General features: G+C 67.0%; 23 protein-coding genes, 1 tRNA gene and 1 pseudogene. 12 read left to right on the forward strand and 13 right to left on the reverse strand.

The genetic code is table 11. The features are described 5' to 3' along the window. The first annotated feature begins 107 nt into the window (after positions 1 to 107). The gene (locus tag FHY50_RS02255) at positions 108 to 884 is read left to right on the forward strand and encodes an enoyl-CoA hydratase (protein ID WP_140046765.1); all 777 of its coding nucleotides are present in this window, start codon (positions 108 to 110) and stop codon (positions 882 to 884) included. Further along, positions 877 to 1785, forward strand: a pseudogene (mmsB, locus tag FHY50_RS02260) (3-hydroxyisobutyrate dehydrogenase); the annotation flags it as partial. The gene FHY50_RS02255 and the pseudogene mmsB, both read left to right, overlap by 8 nt. A gap of 9 nt (positions 1786 to 1794) precedes the next feature. Here mmsB and FHY50_RS02265 read toward each other — a convergent pair. Further along, positions 1795 to 3429 (reverse strand): alkaline phosphatase family protein, encoded by a 1635-nt coding sequence (locus FHY50_RS02265; protein WP_140046767.1) that lies wholly within the window; start codon positions 3427 to 3429, stop codon positions 1795 to 1797. 78 nt (positions 3430 to 3507) lie between these two features. Here FHY50_RS02265 and FHY50_RS02270 point away from each other — a divergent pair, with 78 nt between their 5' ends. The 5 genes from FHY50_RS02270 (at position 3508) to FHY50_RS02290 (ending at position 9535) form a co-directional block, all read left to right on the forward strand. Continuing rightward, the gene (locus FHY50_RS02270; protein WP_140046768.1) at positions 3508 to 5565 is read left to right on the forward strand and encodes a protein-disulfide reductase DsbD family protein; all 2058 of its coding nucleotides are present in this window, start codon (positions 3508 to 3510) and stop codon (positions 5563 to 5565) included. A 36-nt stretch (positions 5566 to 5601) separates the two neighbouring features. Next, positions 5602 to 6207, forward strand: coding sequence for a redoxin domain-containing protein (locus tag FHY50_RS02275; RefSeq protein WP_140046769.1), 606 nt, complete (start codon positions 5602 to 5604; stop codon positions 6205 to 6207). 79 nt (positions 6208 to 6286) lie between these two features. After that, positions 6287 to 7780: a circularly permuted type 2 ATP-grasp protein gene (locus FHY50_RS02280; protein ID WP_140046770.1), complete on the forward strand. Its 1494-nt coding sequence runs from the start codon at positions 6287 to 6289 to the stop codon at positions 7778 to 7780. A gap of 22 nt (positions 7781 to 7802) precedes the next feature. Then, positions 7803 to 8738, forward strand: coding sequence for an alpha-E domain-containing protein (locus tag FHY50_RS02285; protein WP_180345128.1), 936 nt, complete (start codon positions 7803 to 7805; stop codon positions 8736 to 8738). Continuing rightward, positions 8738 to 9535, forward strand: a complete 798-nt coding sequence (locus FHY50_RS02290) for a transglutaminase family protein (protein ID WP_140046772.1) — start codon at positions 8738 to 8740, stop codon at positions 9533 to 9535. Before FHY50_RS02285 ends, FHY50_RS02290 begins: the two co-directional genes overlap by 1 nt. A 40-nt stretch (positions 9536 to 9575) precedes the next feature. On the opposite strand, the gene FHY50_RS02295 is transcribed toward FHY50_RS02290, so the two are convergent. Continuing rightward, entirely contained in the window at positions 9576 to 10361 is a 786-nt protein-coding gene (locus FHY50_RS02295) for an arginyltransferase (protein ID WP_140046773.1), read from the reverse strand. 252 nt (positions 10362 to 10613) lie between these two features. Continuing rightward, on the reverse strand, positions 10614 to 11858 hold the full coding sequence (locus tag FHY50_RS02300; protein WP_140046774.1) for a threonine ammonia-lyase: 1245 nt from the start codon (positions 11856 to 11858) through the stop codon (positions 10614 to 10616). Between the two features lie 77 nt (positions 11859 to 11935). Between FHY50_RS02300 and FHY50_RS02305 the strand changes: the two genes are divergently transcribed. From FHY50_RS02305 to FHY50_RS02315, 3 genes are read left to right on the forward strand one after another with little or no spacing between them, the layout of a single operon-like run. After that, complete coding sequence (locus FHY50_RS02305) at positions 11936 to 12280, forward strand: hypothetical protein (protein ID WP_140046775.1); 345 nt, start codon at positions 11936 to 11938, stop codon at positions 12278 to 12280. Positions 12281 to 12289: 9 nt separating this feature from the next. Beyond that, on the forward strand, positions 12290 to 13156 hold the full coding sequence (locus FHY50_RS02310) for an NAD(P)-dependent oxidoreductase (protein ID WP_140046776.1): 867 nt from the start codon (positions 12290 to 12292) through the stop codon (positions 13154 to 13156). Beyond that, the gene (locus tag FHY50_RS02315) at positions 13153 to 14802 is read left to right on the forward strand and encodes an amidohydrolase (RefSeq protein ID WP_244935282.1); all 1650 of its coding nucleotides are present in this window, start codon (positions 13153 to 13155) and stop codon (positions 14800 to 14802) included. The genes FHY50_RS02310 and FHY50_RS02315 overlap by 4 nt, the downstream gene beginning before the upstream one ends. Before the next feature lie 97 nt (positions 14803 to 14899). Here FHY50_RS02315 and FHY50_RS02320 read toward each other — a convergent pair whose 3' ends face one another. From FHY50_RS02320 to FHY50_RS02335, 4 genes are all read right to left on the reverse strand, one after another. Then, complete coding sequence (locus FHY50_RS02320; RefSeq protein ID WP_243846688.1) at positions 14900 to 15760, reverse strand: cupin-like domain-containing protein; 861 nt, start codon at positions 15758 to 15760, stop codon at positions 14900 to 14902. Next, positions 15750 to 16889 carry a GNAT family N-acetyltransferase gene (locus FHY50_RS02325; RefSeq protein WP_166745476.1) on the reverse strand — a complete coding sequence of 380 codons (1140 nt, stop codon included), beginning with the start codon at positions 16887 to 16889 and terminating at the stop codon, positions 15750 to 15752. The genes FHY50_RS02320 and FHY50_RS02325 overlap by 11 nt, the downstream gene beginning before the upstream one ends. A 250-nt stretch (positions 16890 to 17139) precedes the next feature. Beyond that, positions 17140 to 17859 carry a response regulator transcription factor CtrA gene (gene ctrA, locus FHY50_RS02330; protein WP_140046779.1) on the reverse strand — a complete coding sequence of 240 codons (720 nt, stop codon included), beginning with the start codon at positions 17857 to 17859 and terminating at the stop codon, positions 17140 to 17142. A gap of 99 nt (positions 17860 to 17958) precedes the next feature. Then, on the reverse strand, positions 17959 to 18888 hold the full coding sequence (locus FHY50_RS02335) for a LysR family transcriptional regulator (RefSeq protein WP_140230997.1): 930 nt from the start codon (positions 18886 to 18888) through the stop codon (positions 17959 to 17961). A 97-nt stretch (positions 18889 to 18985) separates the two neighbouring features. Between FHY50_RS02335 and FHY50_RS02340 the strand changes: the two genes are divergently transcribed. Further along, positions 18986 to 19708: a pirin family protein gene (locus FHY50_RS02340; protein ID WP_140046780.1), complete on the forward strand. Its 723-nt coding sequence runs from the start codon at positions 18986 to 18988 to the stop codon at positions 19706 to 19708. A 57-nt stretch (positions 19709 to 19765) separates the two neighbouring features. Then, positions 19766 to 20368, forward strand: a complete 603-nt coding sequence (gene wrbA / locus FHY50_RS02345; RefSeq protein WP_140046781.1) for an NAD(P)H:quinone oxidoreductase — start codon at positions 19766 to 19768, stop codon at positions 20366 to 20368. A 129-nt stretch (positions 20369 to 20497) separates the two neighbouring features. On the opposite strand, the gene rplA is transcribed toward wrbA, so the two are convergent. The 6 genes from rplA to FHY50_RS02375 all read right to left on the reverse strand — a co-directional run bounded on the left by rplA (position 20498) and on the right by FHY50_RS02375 (position 25242). Next, positions 20498 to 21193, reverse strand: a complete 696-nt coding sequence (rplA, locus tag FHY50_RS02350; RefSeq protein ID WP_140046782.1) for a 50S ribosomal protein L1 — start codon at positions 21191 to 21193, stop codon at positions 20498 to 20500. Positions 21194 to 21197: 4 nt separating this feature from the next. Then, positions 21198 to 21629: a 50S ribosomal protein L11 gene (gene rplK / locus FHY50_RS02355; protein WP_140046783.1), complete on the reverse strand. Its 432-nt coding sequence runs from the start codon at positions 21627 to 21629 to the stop codon at positions 21198 to 21200. Positions 21630 to 21811: 182 nt separating this feature from the next. After that, complete coding sequence (nusG, locus tag FHY50_RS02360; RefSeq protein ID WP_140046784.1) at positions 21812 to 22348, reverse strand: transcription termination/antitermination protein NusG; 537 nt, start codon at positions 22346 to 22348, stop codon at positions 21812 to 21814. Between the two features lie 21 nt (positions 22349 to 22369). Beyond that, positions 22370 to 22567: a preprotein translocase subunit SecE gene (gene secE / locus FHY50_RS02365; RefSeq protein ID WP_166745535.1), complete on the reverse strand. Its 198-nt coding sequence runs from the start codon at positions 22565 to 22567 to the stop codon at positions 22370 to 22372. Positions 22568 to 22753: 186 nt separating this feature from the next. Then, positions 22754 to 22829, reverse strand: a tRNA-Trp gene (locus tag FHY50_RS02370). Between the two features lie 55 nt (positions 22830 to 22884). Beyond that, complete coding sequence (locus FHY50_RS02375) at positions 22885 to 25242, reverse strand: putative bifunctional diguanylate cyclase/phosphodiesterase (RefSeq protein WP_140046786.1); 2358 nt, start codon at positions 25240 to 25242, stop codon at positions 22885 to 22887. Positions 25243 to 25288 lie beyond the last annotated feature (46 nt).

The following is a 25288-nucleotide window of genomic DNA, read 5'->3' on the forward strand; positions in this document are numbered from 1 at the left end:
CAGGCAGGAGCCTTGGCCACGAATGGCGCGCACGCCACGCAACGCTCCTGCCTGCGCCGGAGCACGGCTTGCCGTGACGGCGCGGCCATTTGAGACTGGAGACTGACATGTCCGCTTACGAAACCATCCACGTCGAACAGCGCGAGCGGGTTACGCTCATCACGCTCGACCGGCCCAAGGCGCTCAATGCGCTCAATGCGCAGGTGCTGGCCGAACTGCTGGATGCGCTGGCGGCATTCGACGCCGATGAGGGGCAGGGCTGTGCCGTCATCACCGGCAGCGAAAAGGCGTTCGCGGCCGGGGCCGACATCAAGGAGATGTCGGCGATGGGGTTCGCCGAGATGTACGGCAGCAATCATTTCTCGGGCTGGGAACAGTTCGCGCGCACGCGCAAGCCGGTGATCGCGGCGGTCGCCGGCTATGCGCTGGGCGGCGGATGCGAACTGGCGATGATGTGCGACTTCATCCTCGCCGCCGATACCGCGCAATTCGGGCAGCCCGAGATCAAGCTGGCGGTGTCGCCGGGCATGGGTGGGTCGCAGCGGCTGGCGCACGCAGTCGGCAAGGCCAAGGCGATGGAGATGGTGCTGACCGGGCGGATGATGGGCGCCGAGGAAGCCGAGCGCGCCGGGCTGGTGTCGCGCATCGTGCCCGCTGCCGATCTGGTCGAGGAAGCGGTGAAGACGGCGGCGACCATCGCCGGAATGGCGCCGCTGGCGGTGCTCGCGAACAAGGAAATGGTGAACGCCGCGTTCGAGATGCCGCTGGCGCAGGGGGTGCAGTTCGAGCGGCGGCTGTTCAACGGGCTGTTCGGCAGCGACGACCAGACAGAAGGCATGGCGGCATTCGTCGAGAAACGCCCCGGCCAGTGGAAGGGCAAATGACATGGCACGCGTAGGGTTTATCGGGCTGGGCAATATGGGCGGCGGGATGGCCGCGAACCTGGCGAAAAATGGCCATGACGTGCGCGCGTTCGACCTGTCGGAAGACGCGCTGGCGCGGGCCAAGAAGGCGGGGTGCCTGCCGGTCGCCAGCGCGGCCGAAGCTGCCGAGGGCGCCGAGGCGGTGGTGACGATGCTGCCCGCGGGGACGCATGTCGAGCAGGTCTATCAGGATGCGGTGTTCGGCATCGCCGATACCGCGGCGGTGCTGATCGACTGCTCGACGATCGACGTGGAGACAGCCAAGCGCGTGGCCGAAGCAGCATCCGCCAAGGGGTTGACCGCGGTCGACGCGCCGGTGTCGGGCGGGATCGCGGCGGCAGCGGCCGGGACGCTGACCTTCATGGTCGGCGGCAGCCAGGCCGGGTTCGAGCGCGCCGAGCCGTTCCTGTCGAACATGGGCAAGGCAGTGATCCACGCGGGCGCGAGCGGTGCGGGGCAAGCGGCGAAGGTATGCAACAACATGCTGCTGGGCGCGACGATGATCGCGACCTGCGAAGCGTTCCTGCTGGCGGACAAACTGGGTCTCGATCCGCAGAAATTCTTCGATATCGCCAGCGTGTCTTCCGGACAGAGCTGGTCGATGACGAGCTATGCGCCGCTGCCGGGGGTCGGGCCGGAGACGCCCGCCGACCACGACTATCAAGGCGGGTTCGCGGCGGCGCTGATGCTCAAGGATCTGCGGCTGGCGATGGAGGCGGCAACGCAGGTCGGGGCCGATACGCCGATGGGTGCGCGCGCCGCCGAACTCTACCAGCGCTTTGCCGAGGCGGGGAATGCGGGGATCGATTTCTCCGGCATCATCCGGATGCTGGGGGACGGCCAGAACCCGACCCCCGGGTGATGGATTCGATCAGCGGCAGCTGCTCTGCGGGCCGGCGATCAGGTCGCGGCAGGTGCCGTCGATCTCGTTGGACGGCACGGTGATACCGGCCCAGCCGGCCAGGCTGGGCAGGATGTCGGCGACCTGGACCGGCACCGGCTGCTCGAACCCGACCAGCCCCTCGCGCCAGAACAGGATCGGTACGCGGCGGTCATAGTCCCAGAAGCTTCCGTGCGTCGCCACCGATCCGCGCGAGCCGTGGGGGATCGGCGTGACGTGGGGCTTGAGCGCCAGCATCAGGTCGCCGGAACGGTCCGGGACATAGGTGGCGCGCGCGCGCTCGGCGACGGTCCACAATTCGGGCGACGCAGTGGGGCGCGGCGTCGCCTCGATCTCGGCGCGGGTCAGGATCGCCGCGACCTGCGGCTGGGCGCGATAATGAGCGACGGTCGCCGCGGTGATCTCCGCGCGCTGATCGCTCGTCAGCTTCGGATCGATCCAGATGTCGCCGCCGGTGCCGCCGAACAGCGGATTTTCGGCGAGCCCGAGCTTTCCGGCGACGATCTTTCCGACCGCGGACGGCGCCAATGCCGGATCGACGCGCTGGGCATCGGCGATGCCGAGCTGGCGGTTGCGCTCGGGCAGGTCGTGGCCGCCATGGTCGGCGGTGAGGACGACGGCATAGTCGATCCCGGTGGCGTCGAGCACGTCGAAGAAATTGCCGAGATCGCGGTCGAGCGATGTCAGTTGAAGGCACATCTCGGCGCCGTTGGTGCCATAGCTGTGGCCGACATGGTCGGTCGCCGACAGGCTGACCGCGAGCAGGTCGGTGGTGCTGCGCTGGCCGAGCTGCAGGTCCTGGACGAAGGCAGCCGCCAGCGCGAGGGTCGCGGCATCCTTTTCGGGAGAATTGGCGAAGGCCGACGCGTTGCCCGCCGCTCGCGCGAATCGGCCCGTGCCGACGGTCCTGCCGCCGCCGACAGGGATCGCACGGTCGAGCGGCTGGCAATAGGCGGGCAAGGCGAGCGCGGGCTGCGCGGTCGCGATCCGCTTGGTCACCGCGGCATTGGTCCGGGTGACGGTGTTGGGCACCGGTGCACCGACATAGCCGACAAAGCCCTTGCCGCCCCACCACCAGGTCTGGTCTGCGCCTTTGCCACCCATCGCGACGGCGCCGCGATCCTTGCCCGAAACCGCCACGACGCGCGTGGCGGGCGCGACCGCCTTCATCCGGTCGCCCAAAGTCGGCATGCGCAGATGCTTCGGCGAGACGGTGTAATGATCGGAGTTGCTGCCGGGAACGCTCTCGTCCTCCAGGCAATAGACCGTCTTGTCCTCGCGTGCTGTGTCGAGGTCGATCCAGTCGTTGGCGATGATGCCGGTGCGCGACGGCCAGCTGCCGGTCAGGATGGTGGCATGACCCGGACAGGTCTCGGTCGCCGAATGCGGCTGGTAGCCCGAGGGAAACACCACGCCCCGAGCCAGCCGTGCCAACCCGCCGGTAACATGGCTGCGATATTGATCGAACAGGTCGGCGGAGAATTGATCGACCGCGATCGCGACGATCAGCCGGGGTCGTTCGGGAACGGGCGCTTCCTGCGCGGCGACAGGCGAGGCGACCGCAGCGCACAGCGAGGCGGAGAGAATCAAGGTGAGGCGGGACATGGGTGCTCCGGGAGTGGCAAAGGAGTGCGGGGTCGCTATGGTCGAACGACGGCATCGGGTGCGAATGACGGGCGAGTGATGGGTGGTATGCGTTTCAGCTTCGTGACATTTTTGTGCGCGTTCGTCACGCTGGTGCTGGCGAGCCCGGCGGCGGCGCAGGTGCCCGGGAACACGCGCCACATCGCCATCGAACTGATCGCCGAGACCGATACCCCCGCCGCCGGCAGCGAGGTGGCGCTGGCCTTCGCATCGGTACCCGAACCCGGCTGGCACGGATATTGGAAGAATCCGGGCGATGCCGGGATCGAGACGACGCTCGACTGGACGCTGCCGCAAGGCGTCACGGCGGGGCCGCTCGACTATCCGGTGCCGCAACGGCTGCTGATCGCCGGGCTGATGAACTACGTCTATGAAGGGCCGTTCGCACAATTCGCGACGCTGAAGATCCCGGCGGGGCTGGCGCCGGGAACGCGGCTGCCGGTGCGGGTCAAGAGCGACTATCTGGTGTGCACCGACGAGATCTGCGTGCCGGAAAGCGCGCAGCTGGAGACGGTGCTGACGATCGGCGACGGCGCGATCGCGCCCGCACGGCGTGCGCGTTTCGACCGGTGGCGCGCGGCGCTGCCCAAGCCGCTGGGAAGCGAGGCCACCTATCAGGTCGCCGAGGGCGGGTTTCGTCTTGCAGTGCCGTTCCCCGCCGAAGCGGCGGCGATCGATGCGTATTTCTTTCCCGCCAGCGCCGGAACCGTCAATTTCGCGGCGCCGCAGGCCGTCACGCGAAGCGGCGACCTGTTGTTGATCGAGACTGCCGCGTCGGGGGCGGGCGGACCGCCGATCGATGGCGTGCTGTCGGTCGGTGGCGGCCGAGGGCTGTCGTTGCGCGCGGTGCCCGGCATCGTCGCCGCCGGGCCGGAGCATGCGGCAGAGATCGACTGGGCGTCTGCGCTGCTGGCGCTGGGCGGGGCGCTGCTGGGAGGGCTGATCCTCAACATCATGCCGTGCGTGTTCCCGATTCTGAGCCTGAAGGCGCTGAGCCTGGCGCGCGGCGGTATCGATGAGGATACCGCGCGCGGCGAAGCGCGAGCCTATACCGCAGGCGTGATCCTGACCTGCGTGGCACTCGGTGCGGTGCTGCTGGCGCTGCGCGCGGCCGGGGCGAGCGCCGGATGGGCCTTCCAGCTCCAGGATCCGCGCGCGATCCTGATCCTGTTGCTGCTGACGACTGCGATCGCCTTCAACCTGGCGGGACTGTTCGAGCTGTCGGCGCCGGGCGCGATCAACCGGGCGGCGGCGAGCGGCAGCAGAGGCGGCACCGGCGGGGCGTTCGCGACCGGCGCGCTCGCGGCATTCATCGCGACGCCGTGCACCGGGCCGTTCATGGGCGTGGCGCTGGGCGCGGCGCTGGTCCTGCCGTGGCCGCTCGCGCTCGGCATCTTCGCCGGGCTGGGGCTGGGGCTCGCATTGCCGTTCCTGCTGCTGGGATATGTTCCGGCGCTACGGCGGCGATTGCCGCGGCCGGGTGCGTGGATGGACCGGTTCCGCAAGGCGCTGTCAGTGCCGATGTTCCTGACCGCGCTGGCGCTCGCCTGGGTGCTCGGGCGGCAGGCGGGAGTCGACGGCATGACGCTGGGGCTCGGCGCTGCGCTGATCGTAGCGGTCGGGCTGTGGTGGATGGGCAGGCGCCAGGCGCGCGGGGCGCAGCGCGCGTGGGTACCGAGCGCCGCCGCGGCGCTGCTCGCGCTGGGTGCGGTAATGCTGGTCGAACGCGAGCCGGCGGCGGCGGCACCGATGCTGGCGGCCAATGCGCAGCCCTTCACCCAGGCCAAGCTGGACCAGCTGCGCGGCGAAGGGCGTCCGATCTTCGCCTATTTCACCGCCGATTGGTGCATCACCTGCAAGGTCAACGAGAAGAGCGCGATCGAGACCGCCGACGTTGCCAAGGCGTTCGCCGATGGCGAGGTGCAGGTGCTGGTCGGCGACTGGACTGACGGCGATCCGGCGCTGGGACGTTTCATCGAGCAGCATAACCGCGCGGGGGTGCCGCTGTATCTGTGGTATGAGCCGGGCGAGCCGGGGCCGCGTATCCTGCCGCAACTGCTGACCAAGGCGATGCTGACCGACTTGCCGGGAAGATGACGACGAGGACGTGACCGCAAGCGAGGAGATTGCGTGATGACCAAGCTGATCTGGATCGGTGCCGCCGCACTGGCACTGGCAGTGCCGGGCACCGCGCAGCAGACGACTGGGCAGAAGGCCGGCAATTTCAAGCTGACCGATGTCGATGGCCGCACCGTCGCGCTGTCGGATTTCGCCGGCAAGACCGTGGTGCTCGAATGGCACAATCCCGGCTGTCCGTTCGTGCAGAAACATTATGGCGGCGGCAATATGCAGAAGACGCAAGCGGCGGCGCGGGCGCAGGGCGCGGTGTGGCTGACGATCAATTCGGGTGCGCCGGGCAAGCAGGGGCATATGTCGGGCGCTGAGGCCAAGGCGCTGATGGCCGAGCAGAAGGCGGAGCCGACCCGCTATCTGCTCGATCCCCGGGGCGTGGTCGGCAAGGGCTATGCCGCCAAGACGACGCCGCATCTGTACGTGATCGATGGCCGCGGCACGCTGGTCTATCAAGGCGGGATCGACGACAAGCCGACCGCGGACCAGGCCGATATCGCCGGCGCGCGCAACCATGTGCTGGCGGCCCTGGGCGAGATGCGCGCGGGCAAGCCAATATCGGTAGCGGAGACGCGGCCCTATGGGTGCTCAGTCAAATATGCCGGATAGCCTGACCATTTAGCCTTGTGCGGCGCAGCAATATTGATCAGCATGGACCCCAAGCCACCTGTGTGGGTTGGGAGATCGGATGGGAACACTCGGCGCGTTCGATGAGCTTTGGGGGCACGGGGAACCGGGCAACCCGCGCGATGCGCTGGCGGCGCTGGCGACGTGGGTCGCCGACACGCCGGCCGACGAACTGCATCGCCGTCGCCAGTCCGCCGAAACCGCGTTTCGCCAGTTGGGCATTACCTTCGCCGTTTACGGCGATGCCGAGGCGGCGGAGCGGATCATCCCGTTCGATATCGTGCCGCGCATCTTCCTTGCCGACGAATGGGCGCGGCTCTCGCAAGGGTTGATCCAGCGCGTCGAGGCGATCAACGCGTTCCTCGACGATATTTATGGCGATCGCCGCATCGTCGAGGAGGGCGTGCTGCCGCCCGACCTGATCTTCGGCAATCCGCAATTCCGCCCCGAGGTCGCGGGGATCAAGCCGTCGCACGATATCTGGGCGCACATTTGCGGCATCGATCTGGTGCGGACGGGGCCGGACGATTTCTTCGTGCTGGAGGACAATGCCCGGACCCCGTCGGGGGTATCGTACATGCTGGAAAATCGCGAGGCGATGATCCGGCTGTGCCCCGAACTGTTCCGCGCCTTTCGGGTGGCGGCGGTGGACAGCTATCCCGACCGGCTGCTGGAGACGATGCGATCGGTGGTGCCGCATCGGTGCGGTTCGGACCCGGTCTGCGTCGTGCTGACCCCCGGGCATTTCAATTCCGCATATTACGAGCACAGCTTCCTGGCCGACAGCATGGGAGTCGAACTGGTCGAGCCGGCCGACTTGGTCGTCGACGACGACGTGGTGTGGATGCAGACCATCGCCGGGCGCGTGAAGGTCGATGTGATCTATCGCCGGATCGACGACGATTTCCTCGACCCGCTGGTGTTCCGTCCCGATTCGCTGCTGGGGGTGCCGGGGCTGATCGCGGCGTACCGTGCCGGCAACGTCACGGTGATGAACGCGCCGGGCAACGGCATCGCCGACGACAAGGCGATCTACAGCTACATGCCCGAGATCGTGCGCTTCTATTCGGGCGGCGAGGCCAAGCTGCCCAATGTCGAGACATGGCGCTGCCGCGAGCCGCAGGCGCTGAAATATGTGCTCGAGCATCTGGACGAGGTCGTGGTCAAGCTGGTCGACGGGTCGGGCGGATATGGCATGTTGGTCGGTCCGACCGCGAGCAAGGCCGAGATCGAGACGTTCCGGGCGGCGCTGATCGCGCATCCCGAGCGCTATATCGCGCAGCCGACGCTGGCGCTGTCGACCGTTCCGACGATGGTGGAGGCCGGGCTCGCACCGCGGCATGTCGATTTCCGGCCGTTCCTGCTGACCGGATCGAACGGCGTGCAGGTGGTGCCGGGAGGATTGACGCGCGTGGCGCTGCGCGAAGGGTCGCTGGTGGTCAATTCCAGCCAGGGCGGCGGGACGAAGGACAGTTTCGTGCTGTTGCCCGACGATGCCGCAAGGCAGGTGCAGATGCTGGGAGCGATGGTGCAGCAACAGGAATTGCCGTCATGAGGGGGGCACGCCCGGCATGTTGATGCTCTCACGCGCGGCGTCGTCGCTCTACTGGCTCGGCCGGTATGTCGAGCGCGCGGATTTCGTCGCGCGACTGGTCGAGGCGACGGTGCGGCTCGACGCCTTGTCGGCGCGGCCGGCGGGGGAGGCGGCCTGGGACAGCGCGCTGGCCGTGACCTATGCCAGCGACGCGTTCAAGGCGACCGGCATGCCGATCAACCAGGCCAATGTCGCGCGCTTCCTGACGATCGATCGCGATCAGAAGGCGTCGATCGTGCGCTGTCTGGAATCCGCGCGCAACAACGCGCGCGCGGTGCGCACTGCGCTGACGCGCGAGGCGTGGACCGCGATCAACCGCGCCTGGCTGGTGTTCCACAACCGCGCCGGGCCGGGCGGGACGATGGCGACGCTGGGTCTGGTCGAGGCGATCAAGGCCGAGACGCGCGGGTTCGAAGGCGCGGTGTTCCGGATGATGCGCAACGAGGCGACGTGGTTCATCCGGCTGGGCGCGGCGGTCGAGCGCGCCGACAACACCGCGCGGCTGGTCGATGTCAAATATCACCTGCTGCTGCCCGAAGGCGAGCCGGTTGGCGGGGTGGTCGATCGCGACCAGTGGACGACGATCCTGCAGACGGTGTCGGCGGTTACGGCATATCGCTGGCTCTACAGCGAGGGGCTGAAGCCCGGGCTGGTCATCGACCTGCTGCTGGCGCGGCCCGAACTGCCGCGTTCGCTGGCGGCGTGCGTCGAGGAGACGGTCGAGATGCTGGGATTGCTCGGCAAACGGACGGGACTGCAGGGCGAGGCCGATCGCATGGCGCGGGCGCGATCGGCGCGGTTGCAGCGGACGCGATCGCATGAAGTGATCGTCAGCGGGCTGCACCAGTATCTTCAGGCGTTCATTCGCGAGAATGCGCTGCTCGACGCGGCGATCAAACGCCAGTTCAGGTTCTTGTGATGCGGCTGAAAATCCATCATCGCACCCGTTACAGCTTCACCAAGGCGCAGTTGCGCCTGGTGCAGATGCTGCGCCTCACCCCCGAGGACACCGACGGGCAGACGGTGATCGACTGGCGCATCGATGTCGACCGCGACGCCCGGCTGCGGCAGGGGCGCGATGGCTTCGGCAACCGGGTGACGATGCTGTATGCCGACGGGCCGATCGATGCCATCGAGATCGAGGTGTCGGGCGAAGTGCTGACCGGGCAAGGCGACGACGGCATCGTCAGCGGCGCGACCGAGCCGTTTCCTCCGGAGCTGTATCTGCGCACGACCGACCGGACGCTGGCCGACGACCATCTCGTCGCGTTCCTGGCGCCGCTGATGCAGAGCAGCGACCCGCTCGAACGCCTGCACGGCGCCAATCGCGGGCTGTTCCGGCACATCACGCTCGACGGCGATGGTCCCGATGACGGGCGCAGCGCGCGCGAAGCGTTCGACGCCGCCACCCACGCTCCGCGCGATGCCGCGCACATCCTGATCGCCGGGCTGCGCGCGATGGGCGTACCCGCACGCTATGTCTGGGGATATCGCTCGGTCGAGGGAGACGCGCTGGCGGTGCCGCACGCCTGGACCGAGGCGCATGTCGCAGGGCGCGGCTGGATGGCGTTTGATCCCAGCTGCGGCGAATGCGCGGGCAGCGACCATGCGCGCGTCGCCATCGGCCTCGACAGCCTGACCGCGGCCCCCGTGGCAGGTTCGCGGCTGGGGCCGGGGCGCGAGCGGCTGGCGGTCGATACGGGGGCGGAGGAGTAAGGGCCTTCGCCCAAGCGGCGCGCAGCGTTGTGCGGAATCGCTATACCAGTTCCGCGAGCACCGGCGGATGGATGCGCTGCGGAGCGGGGACATCGGGATCGAGCGGCGCCCAGCCATTGGGGCCGAGCGCCTCGAGCGGCTTGTAGCGGACCTTGTACGCCATCCGCGCCGACCCGCGCACCCAATATCCGAGATAGACGTAGTTGAGACCGGCAGCGGTCGCGCGCAGGATATGGTCCATGATGATGAAGTTGCCGAGCCCCTGCCGGGTGGGATGATCGGCGTCGAAGAAGCTGTAGATCATCGACAGACCATCGGCCTGCTGATCGGTGATGCAGGCGCCGACCAGCTTGCCGGGGCGGCCATTGACCGCGGGTTCGCGATATTCGACCATGAACGATTCGACCGGGCTCTGCTCGACCATGTCGGCGAAATCCTGCTCGTCCATCGTCGCCATGCCGCCACCGGGATGGCGCGAACGCAGATAGCGCCGCAGCAGCTGGAACTGCTCGTCGGTCGCCCAGGCGCGGCACGCCGACACCTCGAGGTCGCCGTGGCGGCGCAGCAGCTTGCGCTGTGTGGCATTGGCGACGAAGCGATCGGCGACGATGCGGACCGACACGCAGGCGGTGCAGCCCGCGCAGCTCGGCCGATAGGCGACCGACTGGCTGCGGCGAAAGCCGATCCGGCCGAGCGCGTCGTTCAATTCGGTCGCGTGCAGGCCGCCCAGCTCGGTGAATACCTTGCGTTCCTGACGGCCGGGCAAATAGGGGCACGGCGACGGGCTGGTGACGAAGAATCGTGGAAAACGAAACGGTGCGCTCACCCGGTCAGGCCCCTTCCGATCACCCGTTCCGGATGACCTCTGCCGCCACTATGCGTCGCCGATTCCATGATGAAAAGGCGCTTTACCATGATTGAAGGTTAACGGAGGCGCATTTCTGTGGACGAATGTCCGCGCGTTCGAAGCGTACGCTGGCGCACTATAGGTCGGGCTGAATCGCGGGCCAAGGCGCGGGGGACTCGGCTCGGCGCGGTGGGGATTCGGTTCGACGAAATCGCCCGGGTGCGGTGGATGCTATGCCAGTTCGACCAGGCTCGCCTCGAAGCCGCTCGCCTTGAGCGCGACCATCAGCCGGTCGAGATGCGCCGCGTCTCGGGTTTCGCATTCGATGTCGGTGATCAGGCCCTTGGCCGGAAGCGTCGTGAACACCCGCTGGTGGTAGACCTCGATGATGTTGACGCCCTGTTCGTGGAAGATCTTGGCGACGTTGAACAGTGCGCCGGGGCGGTCCTGCAAACGGACACGCAGGCGCGCCAGACGGCCCGAGCGGGCAAGGTCGCGCAGCAGCACGTTGGCGAGCAGCCGCGTGTCGATGTTGCCGCCGCACAGCACGGTGCCGACGGTGCGCCCCTTGAAGCGTTCGGGATGCGACAGCAGCGCGGCAAGGCCGGCGGCACCGGCGCCCTCCACCACGGTCTTTTCGATCTGGAGCAGCAGCGACACCGCTTCCTCGAGGCTGCGTTCGCCGACCAGGACGATGTCGTCGACCAACGCCTCGACCATGCGCGCGGTAATGCCGCCGGGTTCCTTGACGGCGATGCCTTCGGCCAGCGTGTCGCCGCCGCACGGATAGTCGGTGCCGTTGATGCGGTTGTACATCGACGGGAACAGTTCGGCCTCGACCCCGACGACTTCGATCGGGTGGTCCGCCGCGCGGGCGACGGTGGCCATGCCCGAGATCAGCCCGCCGCCGCCGATCGGCACGACCAGCATGTCGATCGAGGGGATGTCGGCCAGCATCTCGACGGCGACGGTGCCTTGCCCGGCGATGATGCGCGCGTCGTCAAACGGGTGGACGAAGCTGTAGCCGTTCGATGCCTCGAGCTTGCGCGCATGGGCATAGGCGGCGTCGAACGTCTCGCCTTCGAGGATGACGGTGGCACCATGGCCTTCGGTCTGGGTGATCTTCACCGTCGGCGTGTTGCGCGGCATCACGATGGTCGAGGGGATGCCCAATCGCGTGGCGTGGTAGGCCAGCCCCTGCGCGTGGTTGCCGGCCGACGCCGCGATCACGCCCTTGGCGCGTGCTGCGTCGTCCAGCTGCATCAGCGTGTTGAGCGCGCCGCGCTCCTTGTACGCTGCGGTGAACTGCAGGTTCTCGAACTTGAGATAGACCTCGGCGCCGGTCAGCTGCGACAGGGTGCGGCTGTGCAGCGTCGGGGTACGCACGATCGACGGCGCGATCCGCTGGTGCGCGGCCTCGACATCGGCGAGGGTGACGGGCAGCGCAGGCGCCGATGGAGCGGGGTTGGTAGCCATCTTGTGCGCCTAGCCGATCGCGCGGGCACGGGAAACCGTCTTGCGCGGCGGCGGCGCGATGGCGATCATGGCAGGGCATGCATCGGTATTTCTTTTCGCTGAGGATCGCGGGGCTGGTCGTGCTGGCCGCGATCGCGGTGGCGTTCGTCGATCTGTGGCTTCGCGGCTTTGCGGTGGTCTATGATCCGGACAATCGCCTGGCGAGCGCGGCGCTGGTTTCGGCGGAGAGCGAGCGACCGATGCGCGAGTTCGCCGAACATTACTGGGCCGGGCGCGCGGACGGCGACGCGCACTTCCTGCTGCGCTGTCACAATGGCGGCGAGCGGCGGGTGGGGTACGTCACGCCGGGGTTGCAGGTGACGCACGAAGTGAGCGCCGCCGACTGCGTACCGCCCGTTGCCGCGCCGCGCCTGCCTGCGTAAGGCACTGCCATGGCAGCAGTCGCATTTATCGGAATGGGCGTGATGGGCGCGCCGATGGCGGGACATCTGGTCGCCGCAGGGCATGACGTCACCGTCTATAATCGCACGCGTGCCAAGGCCGAGGCCTGGGCGCAGGCGCATGGCGGCGCGGTCGCGGCGAGCCCGGCACAAGCGGCGGAAGGCAAGGACGTCGTCCTTGCCTGTGTCGGAAACGATGCCGATCTCGAGCGCGTGACGCTGGGTTCCGACGGCGCATTCGCGGCGATGCGCGAGGGTGCGGTGTTCGTCGATCACACGACGGTATCGGCGGCGATCGCGCGGCGGCTGGCGGGGGAAGGCGAGGCGCGCGGGCTGCTGGTCGTCGACGCGCCGGTTTCGGGTGGTCAGGCCGGGGCCGAGAAGGGCGCGCTGTCGATCATGTGCGGCGGCAGCGGCGCGGCAATGGCGGCGGCGGAGCCGGTGATGCAGGCCTATGCTGCGCGGATCGTCCATGTCGGCGGACCGGGCGCGGGACAGACCACCAAGATGGTCAATCAGATCGCGATCGCAGGCGTGCTGCAAGGGCTGAGCGAGGCGCTACGCTTCGCCCAAGCGGCCGACCTCGACCTCGACAAGGTGTTCGAGGCGGTGTCGGGGGGCGCGGCGCAAAGCTGGCAGATGGTCAACCGCTGGCAGTCGATGAGCGAGGACCGCTTCGACTTCGGCTTCGCGATCGACTGGATGCGCAAGGATCTGGGGCTCGCACTTGACGAGGCGAAGCGCAACGGCGCGGTGTTGCCGGTGGTGGCGCTGGTCGATCAGTTTTACAGCGAAGTGCAGAAAATGGGCGGCGCGCGGCAGGACACGAGCGCGCTGGTAAGGAGATTGCCGAAGTGAAGCGTTTGATTGCAGCCACTACCGCCCTTGGTCTGATCGCGACCCCCGCGCTTGCCGACGCACTGGTCGATAACGTCAACGGCATGACGCTCGACGAGAATGGTCGGGTGGTGCGCTTCGACGGCATCCTGATGTCGCCCGACGGCAAGGTCACGCGATTGCTGCGGCGCGGGGACAAGCGACCGCAGAAGCTCGACTGGCGCGCCGACATGAAGGGGCGGATCGTGATCCCCGGCATGATCGACGGGCATGGCCATGTCATGGACCTGGGGTTCCGCGCGCTGTCGCTCGACCTGTCGGACACCCGATCGCTCGACGAGGCCAAGGCGAAGATCGCCGCCTATGCCGCCGCCAATCCCGACCGGCCGTGGATCACCGGCGGCGGGTGGAACCAGGAGCAATGGGGGCTGGGGCGCTTTCCGACCGCGGCCGAACTCGACCAGGTGACGGGCGGGCGCCCGGCGCTGCTCGAGCGCGTCGATGGCCATGCGTCGTGGGCCAATTCGGCCGCGATCAAGGCGGCAGGCATCACCGCAAAGACGGCCAGCCCGGGCGGCGGACGGATCGAGAAGGCGGCGGGCGGGGCGCCGGCTGGCGTCTTCGTCGACGCGGCGATGGACCTGGTGAAGCGCGCGCTGCCCGCACCCAGCGCGCGCGACCGCAACGCCGCGTTCCTCAAGGCGCAGGCGATCCTCCTGGGAATGGGCGTCACTGCCACGGCCGACATGGGCACGACGATCGACGACTGGATGACCTATCGGCGGATGGCCGACATCGGCAATCTGCGGATGCGGGTGATGAGCTATTCGATGGGGATCGAGCCGGCGCAGGTGATCGGCGGCAGCGGCCCCACGCCGTGGCTGTATGACGACAAGCTGCGCATGGGCGGGATCAAGCTCTATCTGGACGGCGCGCTCGGATCGCGCGGGGCATGGCTCAAGGCGCCCTATGCCGACGCGCCGGGCAATACCGGACTGCCATTCCTCAAGGACGACCAGCTGCTCAACCTGATGAGCCGGGGGTCGATGGACGGGTTCCAGATCGCGGTCCATGCGATCGGCGACCGCGCCAACCAGCAGGTGCTCGACGCGATCGACGAGATGGCGCCGACCTATACCGGCGATCGGCGCTGGCGGATCGAGCATGCCCAGATCATCGCGCCCGAGGACCTGTCCCGGTTCGGCAGGAACGGCGTGATCGCGTCGGTGCAGCCGGTCCACCAGACGTCGGACCGGGTCATGGCGGAAGCGCGGCTGGGGCAGGAGCGGCTGGGCGGCGCCTATGCCTGGCGCACGCTGATGGCGAACGGCGCGCGGCTGGCGCTGGGGTCGGACTTTCCGGTGGAGAACCCCAATCCGTTCGTCGGCTGGGCAGTCGCGTTCACGCGGACCGATGCGCAGGGGCAGCCGGTCGGCGGCTGGCGACCGCAGGAAGCGCTGACCCGCGAGCAGGCGTGGAAGGGGTTCACCGTCGATGCGGCCTATGCCGGGTTTGCGGAAGGGAAGTTCGGGCGGCTGGCGCCGGGGCTGCGCGCGGATTTCATCGTGGTCGATCGCGACGTGACGCAGGTGTCGCCGCAGGAGTTGCGGGCGACGCGGGTGCTTGAGACGTGGGTGGGCGGTGAGAAGGTGTTCGAGGCGAAGTAGGGCGCCTCGCCCCCTGCCGTTCGTCCCGAGCGACGTCGAGGTTCGCGGTACGCTCGAGCATGCGTCTCGCCTTCGCTCGACACGAACGGAAACCCGGTTACTTGCGCGCGCCGGTCATCCGCTTGACCTTGTCGATCGCGCGATAGGCGGTCGATTTCACCACATTCTGGTCCGGAAAGCGCTTCGGCGCGGCCGGATTCATCCCGGCATCGCGCAGGATCGCGTTGAGATTGTGGGCATATTGCTCGCGATAGCTCCATTCCGACCGCCAGGTGATCGAGAACGACACCGAGGTCGTCGGCCCGTTCTGGACCCAGTGCGGCGCCTTGACCGGAACGTAGATCGCCTCGCCCGGCTCGAGCGACACCGGGGTGCCGCGGTCGCGCACGGCTTCGTCGAAGGGCAGGTTGCGGTGCGCGCCGCGGTGGAATGCCTCGTGCGCTTCGGTCCTGACGACGTCGGTGTCGGTGGGATCGAACACCGTCATCACCTTCGATCCGCGGATCTGCAGCAGGATATTATGTTCGGGATCGAAGTGGAACGGCGTGACCGCGTTCGGCGACGACACGAAGATGAAGCCCTCGCGCTTGAGCATCTTGCCGGTACGGCGCGCGACCAGCGGCTCGATCTCGTCGAGAACCCGGTCGAGCAGCGCCTTGTAGATCGGATCCTGCTCGACGAACTTGAGCACCATCCAGGAGCCATTCTCCTCGATCGAGCGGATCGAATCCGCGATCGACAGCCCGTTATGCTCGAGCTGGTCGGGATCGATCCCGACCGGGATGTTCGCCAGATTCTGTTCGACATCGACCGGCCGCATCCGCCCGGCCAGCGCGATCAGCGCTTCGAGCTCGAACAGCTCGTGCCCCGACAGCCGGTGCGTGATCCGGCCCGCAATCTCGGGATAGAGGGTGAGAAACGTGGCGCGGCTGCCCGCATCGAAGACATCAGTCATCATCGTCGACCTGCTTGGGAGGGGAAGGGGAGGCGCGCCGCGCCTTGAGCGACGCATAGCCGGTTTCGAGCGCGCGCGCGGCGGCGAAGCGGATGCGGCGGTGCCAGCCCGCCAGCGGGATCGACACGCGCACGATACCGCGTCGCTCTGCCCACAGGCTGTTGATCATCGGATGGTTCTCGGCCGCGCAGCTGTCCATCCAGGCGATGTCGGGGCGGTCGAGGATCGCGTAATTGTCGAGCTGGACGAGGACGCCGGGGGAAAAGCGGGCAAATTCCTCGTCGAACGCGATCTTGAACGATGCGCTGCCGGGCGGGCTGAGGAAATTGACCAGCATCGCCAGCGGGCGGCCGTCTAGTTCGAGCCTGAGGATCTCCAGCCTCCCCATCGCATGCGCCTGTGTTAGCGCGGCGCGAAAGAAGCCGTCCTTAGCCGGATCGCTGCCAAGCGCGGAGCCGGCGCGGCCTTTCCAGCCCGAGCGTTCGAGCGCGAGAAAGGCGTCGCACCATTCGTCGATATCGTCGTGCGCGGCGATGCGGCGCGTGGTGACGGTGCCGAGTTCGCCGAGGCGGTTGGCGAGCCGCTTGAGCTCCTTGCGCTTCTTCTTGCGCACGGTGGTTTCGTAATAGCGCGCTGCATCGAGATCGCTGGCGAGCAGCGCACGTTCGACGCGCTGGACGACGTCGCAGCGGCGGCCGCGTGCGGCGGCGACGGTGCACATCGCGCGATGTACGGGACCGTCCTCGACGATTGCGGTACAATGGAGCAATGCCGCCGGTCCAGCGGATGCGTCGAGCGCCGACAGCATCGCGTCCCACGCGGCCTGTTCCTGCCCCGCACGCAGCAGCGGCCCTCCGAGGAATGCGTTGGCATGGACCCAGTTTTGGAGATTGGCGACGGGTAGGCGGTAGTAGCTGCGATGCCGCTCGATCGGCATCAGTCCGGCGATGCGCGGGCCGTCGAACGCAACTACGGCCTGGATCGTGGCCGCACCGGGCAGATGGTTGACGCCGGCCATCGTGAACCAGCGTTCGGTGAAGGGATTGGGCTCGGCGGCATTCGCGGCGCAGTCGTCCCATGCCGCGGCGTGTTCGCGGCCGAGCTCGGCCAGCGACACGATCGCGCCGCGCATCGCGGGCGCGGCAATGCACGGCGCGGGGATCGCATCGCGCGGCTCGGCAATGGCACGGGTCGAGATGGCGTGCTGGTAGATCGTGGCCTCCGGCGGTGGGTTTAGGCCGGGAGCGGTTAAGAAAGCGCGACTTGTCCTGCTCGGAGAGAAAGCTGGATTCCCGCTTTCGTGGCAATGACGGGGGCCACAACGAAAACGGCGCCGGTTTCTTCCAACCGGCGCCGCTTCATTTCCCGCTCGGGTGATCGGTTCAGGCGACAGCCGCCAGCGGCGTTGCCATGGCCAGCGGCACTTCCTCGGCATCGCGCAGCACATAGCCGCGTCCCCAGACGGTCTCGATATAGTTCTCGCCGTCGGTCGCCATGCTCAGTTTCTTGCGCAGCTTGCAGATGAACACGTCGATGATCTTGAGCTCTGGCTCGTCCATGCCGCCGTAAAGGTGGTTGAGGAACATTTCCTTGGTCAGCGTCGTGCCCTTGCGCAAGCTGAGCAGCTCGAGCATCGCATATTCCTTGCCCGTCAGGTGCACGCGGGCACCGTCGACCTCGACCGTCTTGGCATCGAGATTGACCGCGAGCTTGCCGGTCTTGATGACCGACTGGCTGTGGCCCTTGGAGCGGCGCACGACCGCGTGGATGCGCGCGACCAGTTCCTCGCGGTGGAACGGCTTGACCACGTAATCGTCGGCGCCGAACCCGAACGAGCGCACCTTGCTGTCCATTTCGGCGTTGCCCGACAGGATCAGCACCGGCGTCGTCACGCGGGCGACGCGCAGCTTCTTGAGCACGTCATATCCGTGCATGTCGGGCAGCTGGAGGTCGAGCAGGATGATGTCGTAATCATACAGCTTGCCGAGATCGAGGCCTTCTTCGCCCAGGTCGGTCGTGTAGCAGTTGAAGCCTTCGGACGAGAGCATCAGCTCGATCGCCTTGGCCACCGTGGGTTCGTCTTCGATCAGCAATACGCGCATCGGCTTGTTCCCCCTCATGCCGAGCCGCCCCCCTGTTGGACGCGCTCAATGGCATTTCATTAACCTAAGCACATCTGAAGGCAAAAGGTTAATTTCTTCTTATCCCGCCTGACTCCACGAGTCGCGGGCCAAGCACAGCGATTTGAAGCGGCCGGCGAGGAAATCGAGCAGCAGTTCGACCCGCGCCGGGCGGAGCGTTCCGGGCGGCGTGACGAGATGCAGCGCGCCGCTGCTGAGCGACCAGTCGGGCAGGATTTCCTCGAGCGTGCCTGCCGCCAGATCGGCGTCGACGATGAAGTCGGGGAGCCGGGCAATGCCGAGCCCGGCGCGCAGCGACGGCAGCATCGCCTCGCCATTGTCGGTGCTGAGCGGACCGGTAGCGCGCACCGCCGCTTCCTCGCCCCCGGGGCCGCGAAAATGCCATAGCGCCGGATTGGCGACGTTGGTGTATCCGAAACAGGCATGCTCGCCGAGTTCGGCCGGGTGCCGTGGACGCCCGTGCCGGTCGAGATAGTCGGGGCTGGCGACGATGTGGATGCGGACCGGGGCAAGGCGGCGGGCGCGCAGTGAACTGTCGGGCAGGTCGGCGATGCGCAGCGCAATGTCGATTCCTTCCGCGACGATGTCGATGCGGGCGTCGGACAGCGTCAGGTCGATCTCGATCCCGGAATGCGCGGTGAGGAACTCCGCGATCGCCGGCGCGACGTGATGGATGCCGAACGTCATCGGAGCCGCGACGCGAATGCGCCCCGTCGGCAGCGTCGCGGTATCGCGCGCAACTTCCTCCGCCGCCTGTCCGCTCAGCAACAGCTCGCGGGCGCGCTCGGCGAGTTGCTGGCCGCTGTCGGTGAGGGTGAGGTTACGTGACGTGCGGTGGAACAGGCTGGTGCCCAACCTCGCCTCCAGGCGAGTGATCGCCTTCGACACCGTCGCTTTGGAAATGCCGAGGGCCGCGGCGGCGCCGCTGAACGAGCGATGCTCGACGACGCAGGCGAAGATCGCCCATGCTTCGAAATCGGGAAGTTTGATCATTCGAAACGATCTGTTTCTGGCGTTTCCATTTACGTTCCGATCGTGCCGCCTATCTTTGCGACAATCAACCGCAGTCTTTGTCCGGAGAAGTCCGATGCCAGATACCATGACCGCCGCGCGGATCGACCGCCGCCCGTTCGCCAGTTTGGGCCATGCCGACCATGGCTGGCTGAACGCGCGCCATCATTTCAGCTTTGCCAATTATTACGATCCTGCCCGGATGGGCTGGGGATCGATACGGGTGTGGAACGACGACGAGATCGCCGGCAATAACGGCTTTCCGCCGCATCCGCACAAGGACATGGAGATCGTCACCTATGTCCGCAGCGGCGCGATCACCCATCAGGACTCGCTGGGCAACAAGGGGCGCACCGGTGCGGGCGACGTCCAGGTGATGTCGGCCGGGACCGGCGTGCGCCATGCCGAATATAATCTCGAGCCCGAGACGACGACGCTGTTCCAGATCTGGATCGAGCCGAAGCGGACGGGCGGCGCGCCGTCCTGGGGTGCCAAGCCGTTCCCAAGGGACGACCGCAGCGGCCGGTTCGTCGTGCTGGCGAGCGGCTTTGCCGAGGACGCCGACGCGCTGCCGATCCGCGCCGATGCGCGGGTGATGGGAGTGGCGCTCAAGGCCGGCGAAAGCGTCGAGCATCGCGTGGGGGAGGGGCGGCACGCTTATCTCGTCCCCGCGGTCGGCGCGATCGACATCGACGGTGTCCGGTTCGAGGCGCGCGATGGCGCCGCGCTGTCGGGCGGACAGTCCGTCACCATCACCGCAATCGACGATGCCGAGATCGTCCTGGTCGACGCCGAATAACGCTCGGCCGTCACCCCGGCTTTCGCCGGGTGACGGCTATCTGAAGGGAATTGCAAAATGCCGAAAGTCCTCGTTCTCTATTATTCTTCCTATGGCCATATGAGCATCATGGCCGATGCCATTGCCGAAGGAGCACGCGCCGCCGGTGCGCAGGTCGATGTGTTGCGCGTGCCGGAAACCGCTCCGCAGGCGGTGGTCGAAGCGGCGTATTTCAAGCAGGATCACACGCATCCGGTCATCGAAGGCATCGACAAGCTCGCCGAGTATGACGCGATCGTGATCGGATCGCCGACCCGGTTCGGACGGATGGCCAGCCAGATGGCAAGCTTTCTCGACCAGGCCGGGGGCCTGTGGATGCGCGGCGCCCTGCACGGCAAGGTCGGCGCGGCGTTCAGTTCGACCGCGAGCCAGCATGGCGGGCAGGAGACGACGTTGTTCTCGATCATCACCAACATGCTGCACTTCGGCATGACGATCGTCGGGCTCGACTATGGCTTTCAGGGCCAGATGGGCGTCGATGAGGTCAAGGGCGGTTCGCCCTATGGCGCGACGACGATCGCCGACGGCGACGGCAGCCGCATGCCGAGCGCGGTCGAACTCGACGGCGCGCGCTATCAGGGACGCCGGGTGGCAGAGACGGCTGCGAAGCTGGCCGCCTGACCCGGCAGCATCGCCGCTCGCCCGTTCCCTCCGCGGGCGGGCGGCCGAAGGGTGGCCCTGCCGCGAACGCAAAAAAAAGGGCCGGGGATCGCTCCCCGGCCCTTTCGTGTCTTGAAACCGCTTGGATACTCAGGCGGCGACTTCGCTGGTGTCGACCTTGATCCCCGGGCCCATTGACGAGCTGACCGCGATCTTGCGGACATATTTGCCCTTGGCGCCGGTCGGCTTGGCCTTGACCACCGCGTCGACCAGCGCGTCGAAATTCGCGCGCAGGTCCTCGGCCGGGAACGATGCCTTGCCGATACCCGAATGGATGATCCCGGCCTTTTCGACGCGGTATTCGACCTGGCCGCCCTTGGCCGCCTTGACCGCTTCGGCGACGTTCATCGTCACGGTGCCGAGCTTGGGGTTGGGCATCAGGCCCTTGGGACCCAGCACCTTGCCCAGACGACCGACGATGCCCATCATGTCGGGCGTCGCGATGCAGCGGTCGAACTCGATCTTGCCGCCCTGGATGGTTTCCATCAGGTCTTCGGCCCCGACGACATCGGCGCCCGCTTCGCGCGCCTCGTCGGCCTTGGCACCCTTGGCGAACACGCCGACGCGCACCGTCTTGCCGGTACCCTTGGGCAAAGTCACCACGCCGCGGACCATCTGGTCGGCATGACGCGGATCGACGCCCAGGTTCATGGCGATCTCGATCGTCTCGTCGAACTTCGACGTCGCGTTGGTCTTGGCCAGCGCGATCGCCTCGTCGATGTTGTACAGCTTGGCGGTATCGACCGAGGTCGCCAGCGCCTTTGCCTTCTTGCTCAGCTTAGCCATCGGATCAGCCCTCCACCACTTCGAGGCCCATCGCGCGGGCGGAGCCTTCGATGATGCGGGTCGCCGCATCGATGTCGTTGGCGTTCAGGTCCTTCATCTTGGCGTTCGCGATCTCGCTCAGCGCCGAACGCTTGATCTTTCCGGCCGATACCTTGCCCGGCTCCTTCGAACCCGACTTGAGGTTCGCGGCCTTCTTGATCAGATAGCTCGCCGGCGGGGTCTTGGTCTCGAACGAGAACGACCGGTCGGCATAGACGGTGATGACGGTCGGCAGCGGCGTGCCCTTGTCCTGGTCGCCGGTCTGCGCGTTGAACGCCTTGCAGAATTCCATGATGTTGACGCCGCGCTGACCCAGCGCCGGGCCGATCGGCGGCGACGGATTTGCAGAGCCCGCGGGCACCTGCAGCTTGATATAGCCTGTAATCTTCTTTGCCATCTCACTCACTCTGTAATGGACGGCGGGCCGAGACCCGCGATCCGGTTCAAGTTTAGCGGTTCATGCGGCAGCGAACTGCCTCCCGCACTTTCTGCTCGCTTCGTGCCCCGACGAAGGCCGGGGCTCAGGCGCCGCGAGCGCAGCGCCTGAAACCAGGACCCCGGCCTACGCCGGGGCCCCCGTTATTTCGATCGCTCGACCTGCTCGAAGTCGAGTTCGACCGGAGTAGCGCGCCCGAAGATCGAGACCGAAACCTTGACCTTGGACTTGTCGAAATCGAGCTCCTCGACCATGCCGTTGAAGCTGGCGAACGGACCGTCGAGCACCTTGACGTTGTCGCCGATCTCGTAATCGACCTTGATCTGCTGCTTGGGGGCGGCGGCGGCTTCCTCCTTGGTATTGAGGATGCGCGCGGCTTCTGCCTCGCTGATCGGCTGGGGCTTGCCCATCGATCCCAGGAAGCCGGTCACCTTGGGCGTATTCTTGACGAGGTGATAGACGTCGTCGTTCATGTCGAGCTTGGCCAGCACGTAGCCGGGGAAGAACTTGCGCTCGGACTGGATCTTCTTGCCGCGGCGCACCTCGGTGACGGTCTCGGTCGGGACCTCCACCGACTCTACCAGCGTGTCGAGCCCCATGCGGGTAGCGTCGGCGAGGATCGATTCGCGGACCTTGTTCTCGAAGCCCGAATAGGCGTGAATGATGTACCAGCGCGACATGGGCGTAAAATTCCGTTTCTGTTATTCGGCGAGGCTGAGCAGCGCCTTGACCAGCGCGTCGAACACCGAATCGACGCCGAAGAAGAACAGCGCGAGCAGCGTCGTCATGACGACGACCATGACCCCGGTCATCACCGTCTCACGCCGCGTCGGCCACACGACCTTGGCCGTCTCTGCGCGGACCTGCCGCATGAATTCGAGAGGGGACGTCTTGGCCACCGGCTTCACCTGCTGTTCGATCTGCCCACCGCCGGACATGAGGCCGCTGCCCGATCCGGGGACCGGGGCCGCTTCATCCAGGCTGTAGGATAGAAGCGCGCTATCTAGCGGCTGTGGCACCCTTGCGCAAGTCGCGAGTGCACGCGTGCGAAGCGGCGGGCAGCGGAAAATCCGGCGATGCGGCAATGGCAGGAGTGCACGGACTCGAACCGTGGGCCCTCGGTTTTGGAGACCGATGCTCTACCAACTGAGCTACACTCCTGTGCGCAGCAGCGCTTAGCGCCGCGCGTGTCGGGGCGCAAGCGCCAGCGAACCGCTCAGGCGGCGGCGTGGTCGCGCCGTTCGTGGCTGGCGAGTGCGCGTGCTTCCTCGACCGGGAGCGGGCGGCCGAAATAATAGCCCTGGACCTTGCTGCACCCCAGCCCCTCGACCATGCGGTGTTCTTCCTCGGTCTCGACGCCTTCGGCGGTGGTAGCCATGCCCAGGCTCTGCGCCAGCGCGACGACGGCGCGGATGATCGCGATCGCCTCGCGCACGCCTTTCGACGCGGACTGGACGAAGCTGCGGTCGATCTTGATCGACGAGAAGCGAGTGCGCGACAGATAGCCGAGCGACGAATAGCCGGTGCCGAAATCGTCGAGGCTAAGGCGGCAGCCGAGATCGATCACGCGGTCGAGCACCTGTACCGCGCCGGTGCCCTCGCGCATGAACACGCTTTCGGTGACTTCGAGCTCGAGCCGGTCGGCGGGCAGTCCGCTCTGCGACAATGCCTGTGCCACGACGGTGACGAAATTGGGGTTATGCAGCTGTTCGGGGGATACGTTGACGGCGATCCGCACGGGCTCGTCCCAGCTTGCGGCTTCCTCGCACGCCGTGCGCAATACCCATTCGCCGATCGGCGCGATCAGCCGCGCATCCTCTGCCAGCGGCACGAATTTGGCCGGCGAGATGACGCCGAGTTCGGGATGCGTCCAGCGTACCAGCGCCTCGAACCCGGTCAGCCGCCCCGACACCGCATCGACCACGGGCTGGTAGTTGAGGTGAAGCTCGTCATTGGCGAGCGCATTGCGCAGTGCGATTTCGAGCACGCGGCGTTCCTCGGCAACCATGTGCAATTGCGGTTCATAGGCGTGGTAGACGCCGCCGCCCGCGTCCTTCGAGCGATAAAGCGCGAGATCGGCCGAGCGGATCAGCATCTCTGCGGTGCGGCCGTCGCGCGGACCGACCGCGACGCCGACGCTGGCGCCGATATAAAGGGTGTGCTGATCGACTTCATACGGAACCGACAGCCGCTCGATGATGGCGTTGGCGAGGCGTTCGACGCGCGCGCTGTCGGTCGCATCGCGCATCACCACTGCGAACTCGTCGCCGCCGAGCCTGCCGATGACCTCGTTTTCGCTGACCAGCTGCTGCAGCCGTTCCGACACGCGGCCGAGGAGGCGGTCACCGATCGGGTGACCGAGCGAATCGTTGACCGCCTTGAAGCGATCGAGATCGATCATCATGAACGCGCAGCGCGAGCCCCATTTGTCGGCCTCCGCCATCGCCCGGCCAAGTGCCTCGTTGATCAGCAGTCGGTTGGGAAGTCCGGTCAGCGTATCGTAGCGGGCCATGCGGTTGATCTTGTCGGCCGAGCGACGCGCTTCGGTCTGGTCCGATCCGACGCCGCGAAAGCCGATGAAGCTGCCGTGATCGTCGAAGCGCGGCGATGCCGCCATTTCCCACCAGCGTTCCTCACCATCGACATAGACCGGCACCAGCAGGTCGCGAAACGCTTCGCGATTCTTGAGCCGGTCGGCGAGCGTGCGCAGCCCGGCGGCGAAATTGCCCGATTCCCAAGTCGGTCCGGCAATGACCTGCAGGAACGGCATGCCGTTGATCGCGCCAGGGTCGATCCCGACCGAATAGGCGAAGCGCGGGCTGGCGCGAACCACACGGCGCTGGACGTCGATTTCCCACAGCCAGTCGCCGCTATCCTCTTCCGATTCGCGCAGCAGCAAGCTGACGGTTTCGTCGCGTTCGAGCAGCGCGATCTCGTTGGCGCGAATCACCACCAGCGATTTCGCACGCATGAAACAGACCAGCATCAACAGCGCGCTGTAGACCAGCACTGCGGCCGCGAGCGCCGCCGATGCGTTGATCGCCATCGCCGCCGCGCTTGATGCGCCCACGATCAGCAGGAACGCCATCGTCGCCAGCGGCAGCGCCGCCATCGACACCGCGGAGGCAACCATCAGGATCGACAGCGCGATCCACAGTCCGAGCGCCGCCATCGGCCCGGCGCCGGACGCGAACAGCAGCGAGGGAACCGACCAGATTACGCCGAGCGCGACCCCCTCCAGCACCGTGTCGCGCACTTCACCGACATCGGCGCGGCCCGCATCGCGGCGGCGATGCGTCAGTCGGCGGAACGTCACCGTAAGGCTGACCGCCGCTACGAAACCGCCCCAACAGGCCAGCTGCCACAGCGGCGTAACCGAGGCGAACAGGAACGCTACCGCAAGCGCAGCGACCAGATTGGCGGCGAACAGGAACAGCGCGAGCGCCCCCCCGGCCTGAAGCTGCGCGGCACGGATCGGACCCCAATCTACCGAGTCCGCAGGATCGTAGAGACCGAGCAGCGCACGCGCGTCGATCTGGGGCCGGGCGAATTGGGTGTCGGACGGGGTGCTCACCCGGTCGGCATAGCGCGGCGGTGGTTAGCGATCGGTTGCCGCCGCC

The organism is Sphingomonas japonica (assembly GCF_006346325.1).
GTDB classification, from domain to species: domain Bacteria; phylum Pseudomonadota; class Alphaproteobacteria; order Sphingomonadales; family Sphingomonadaceae; genus Sphingomonas; species Sphingomonas japonica.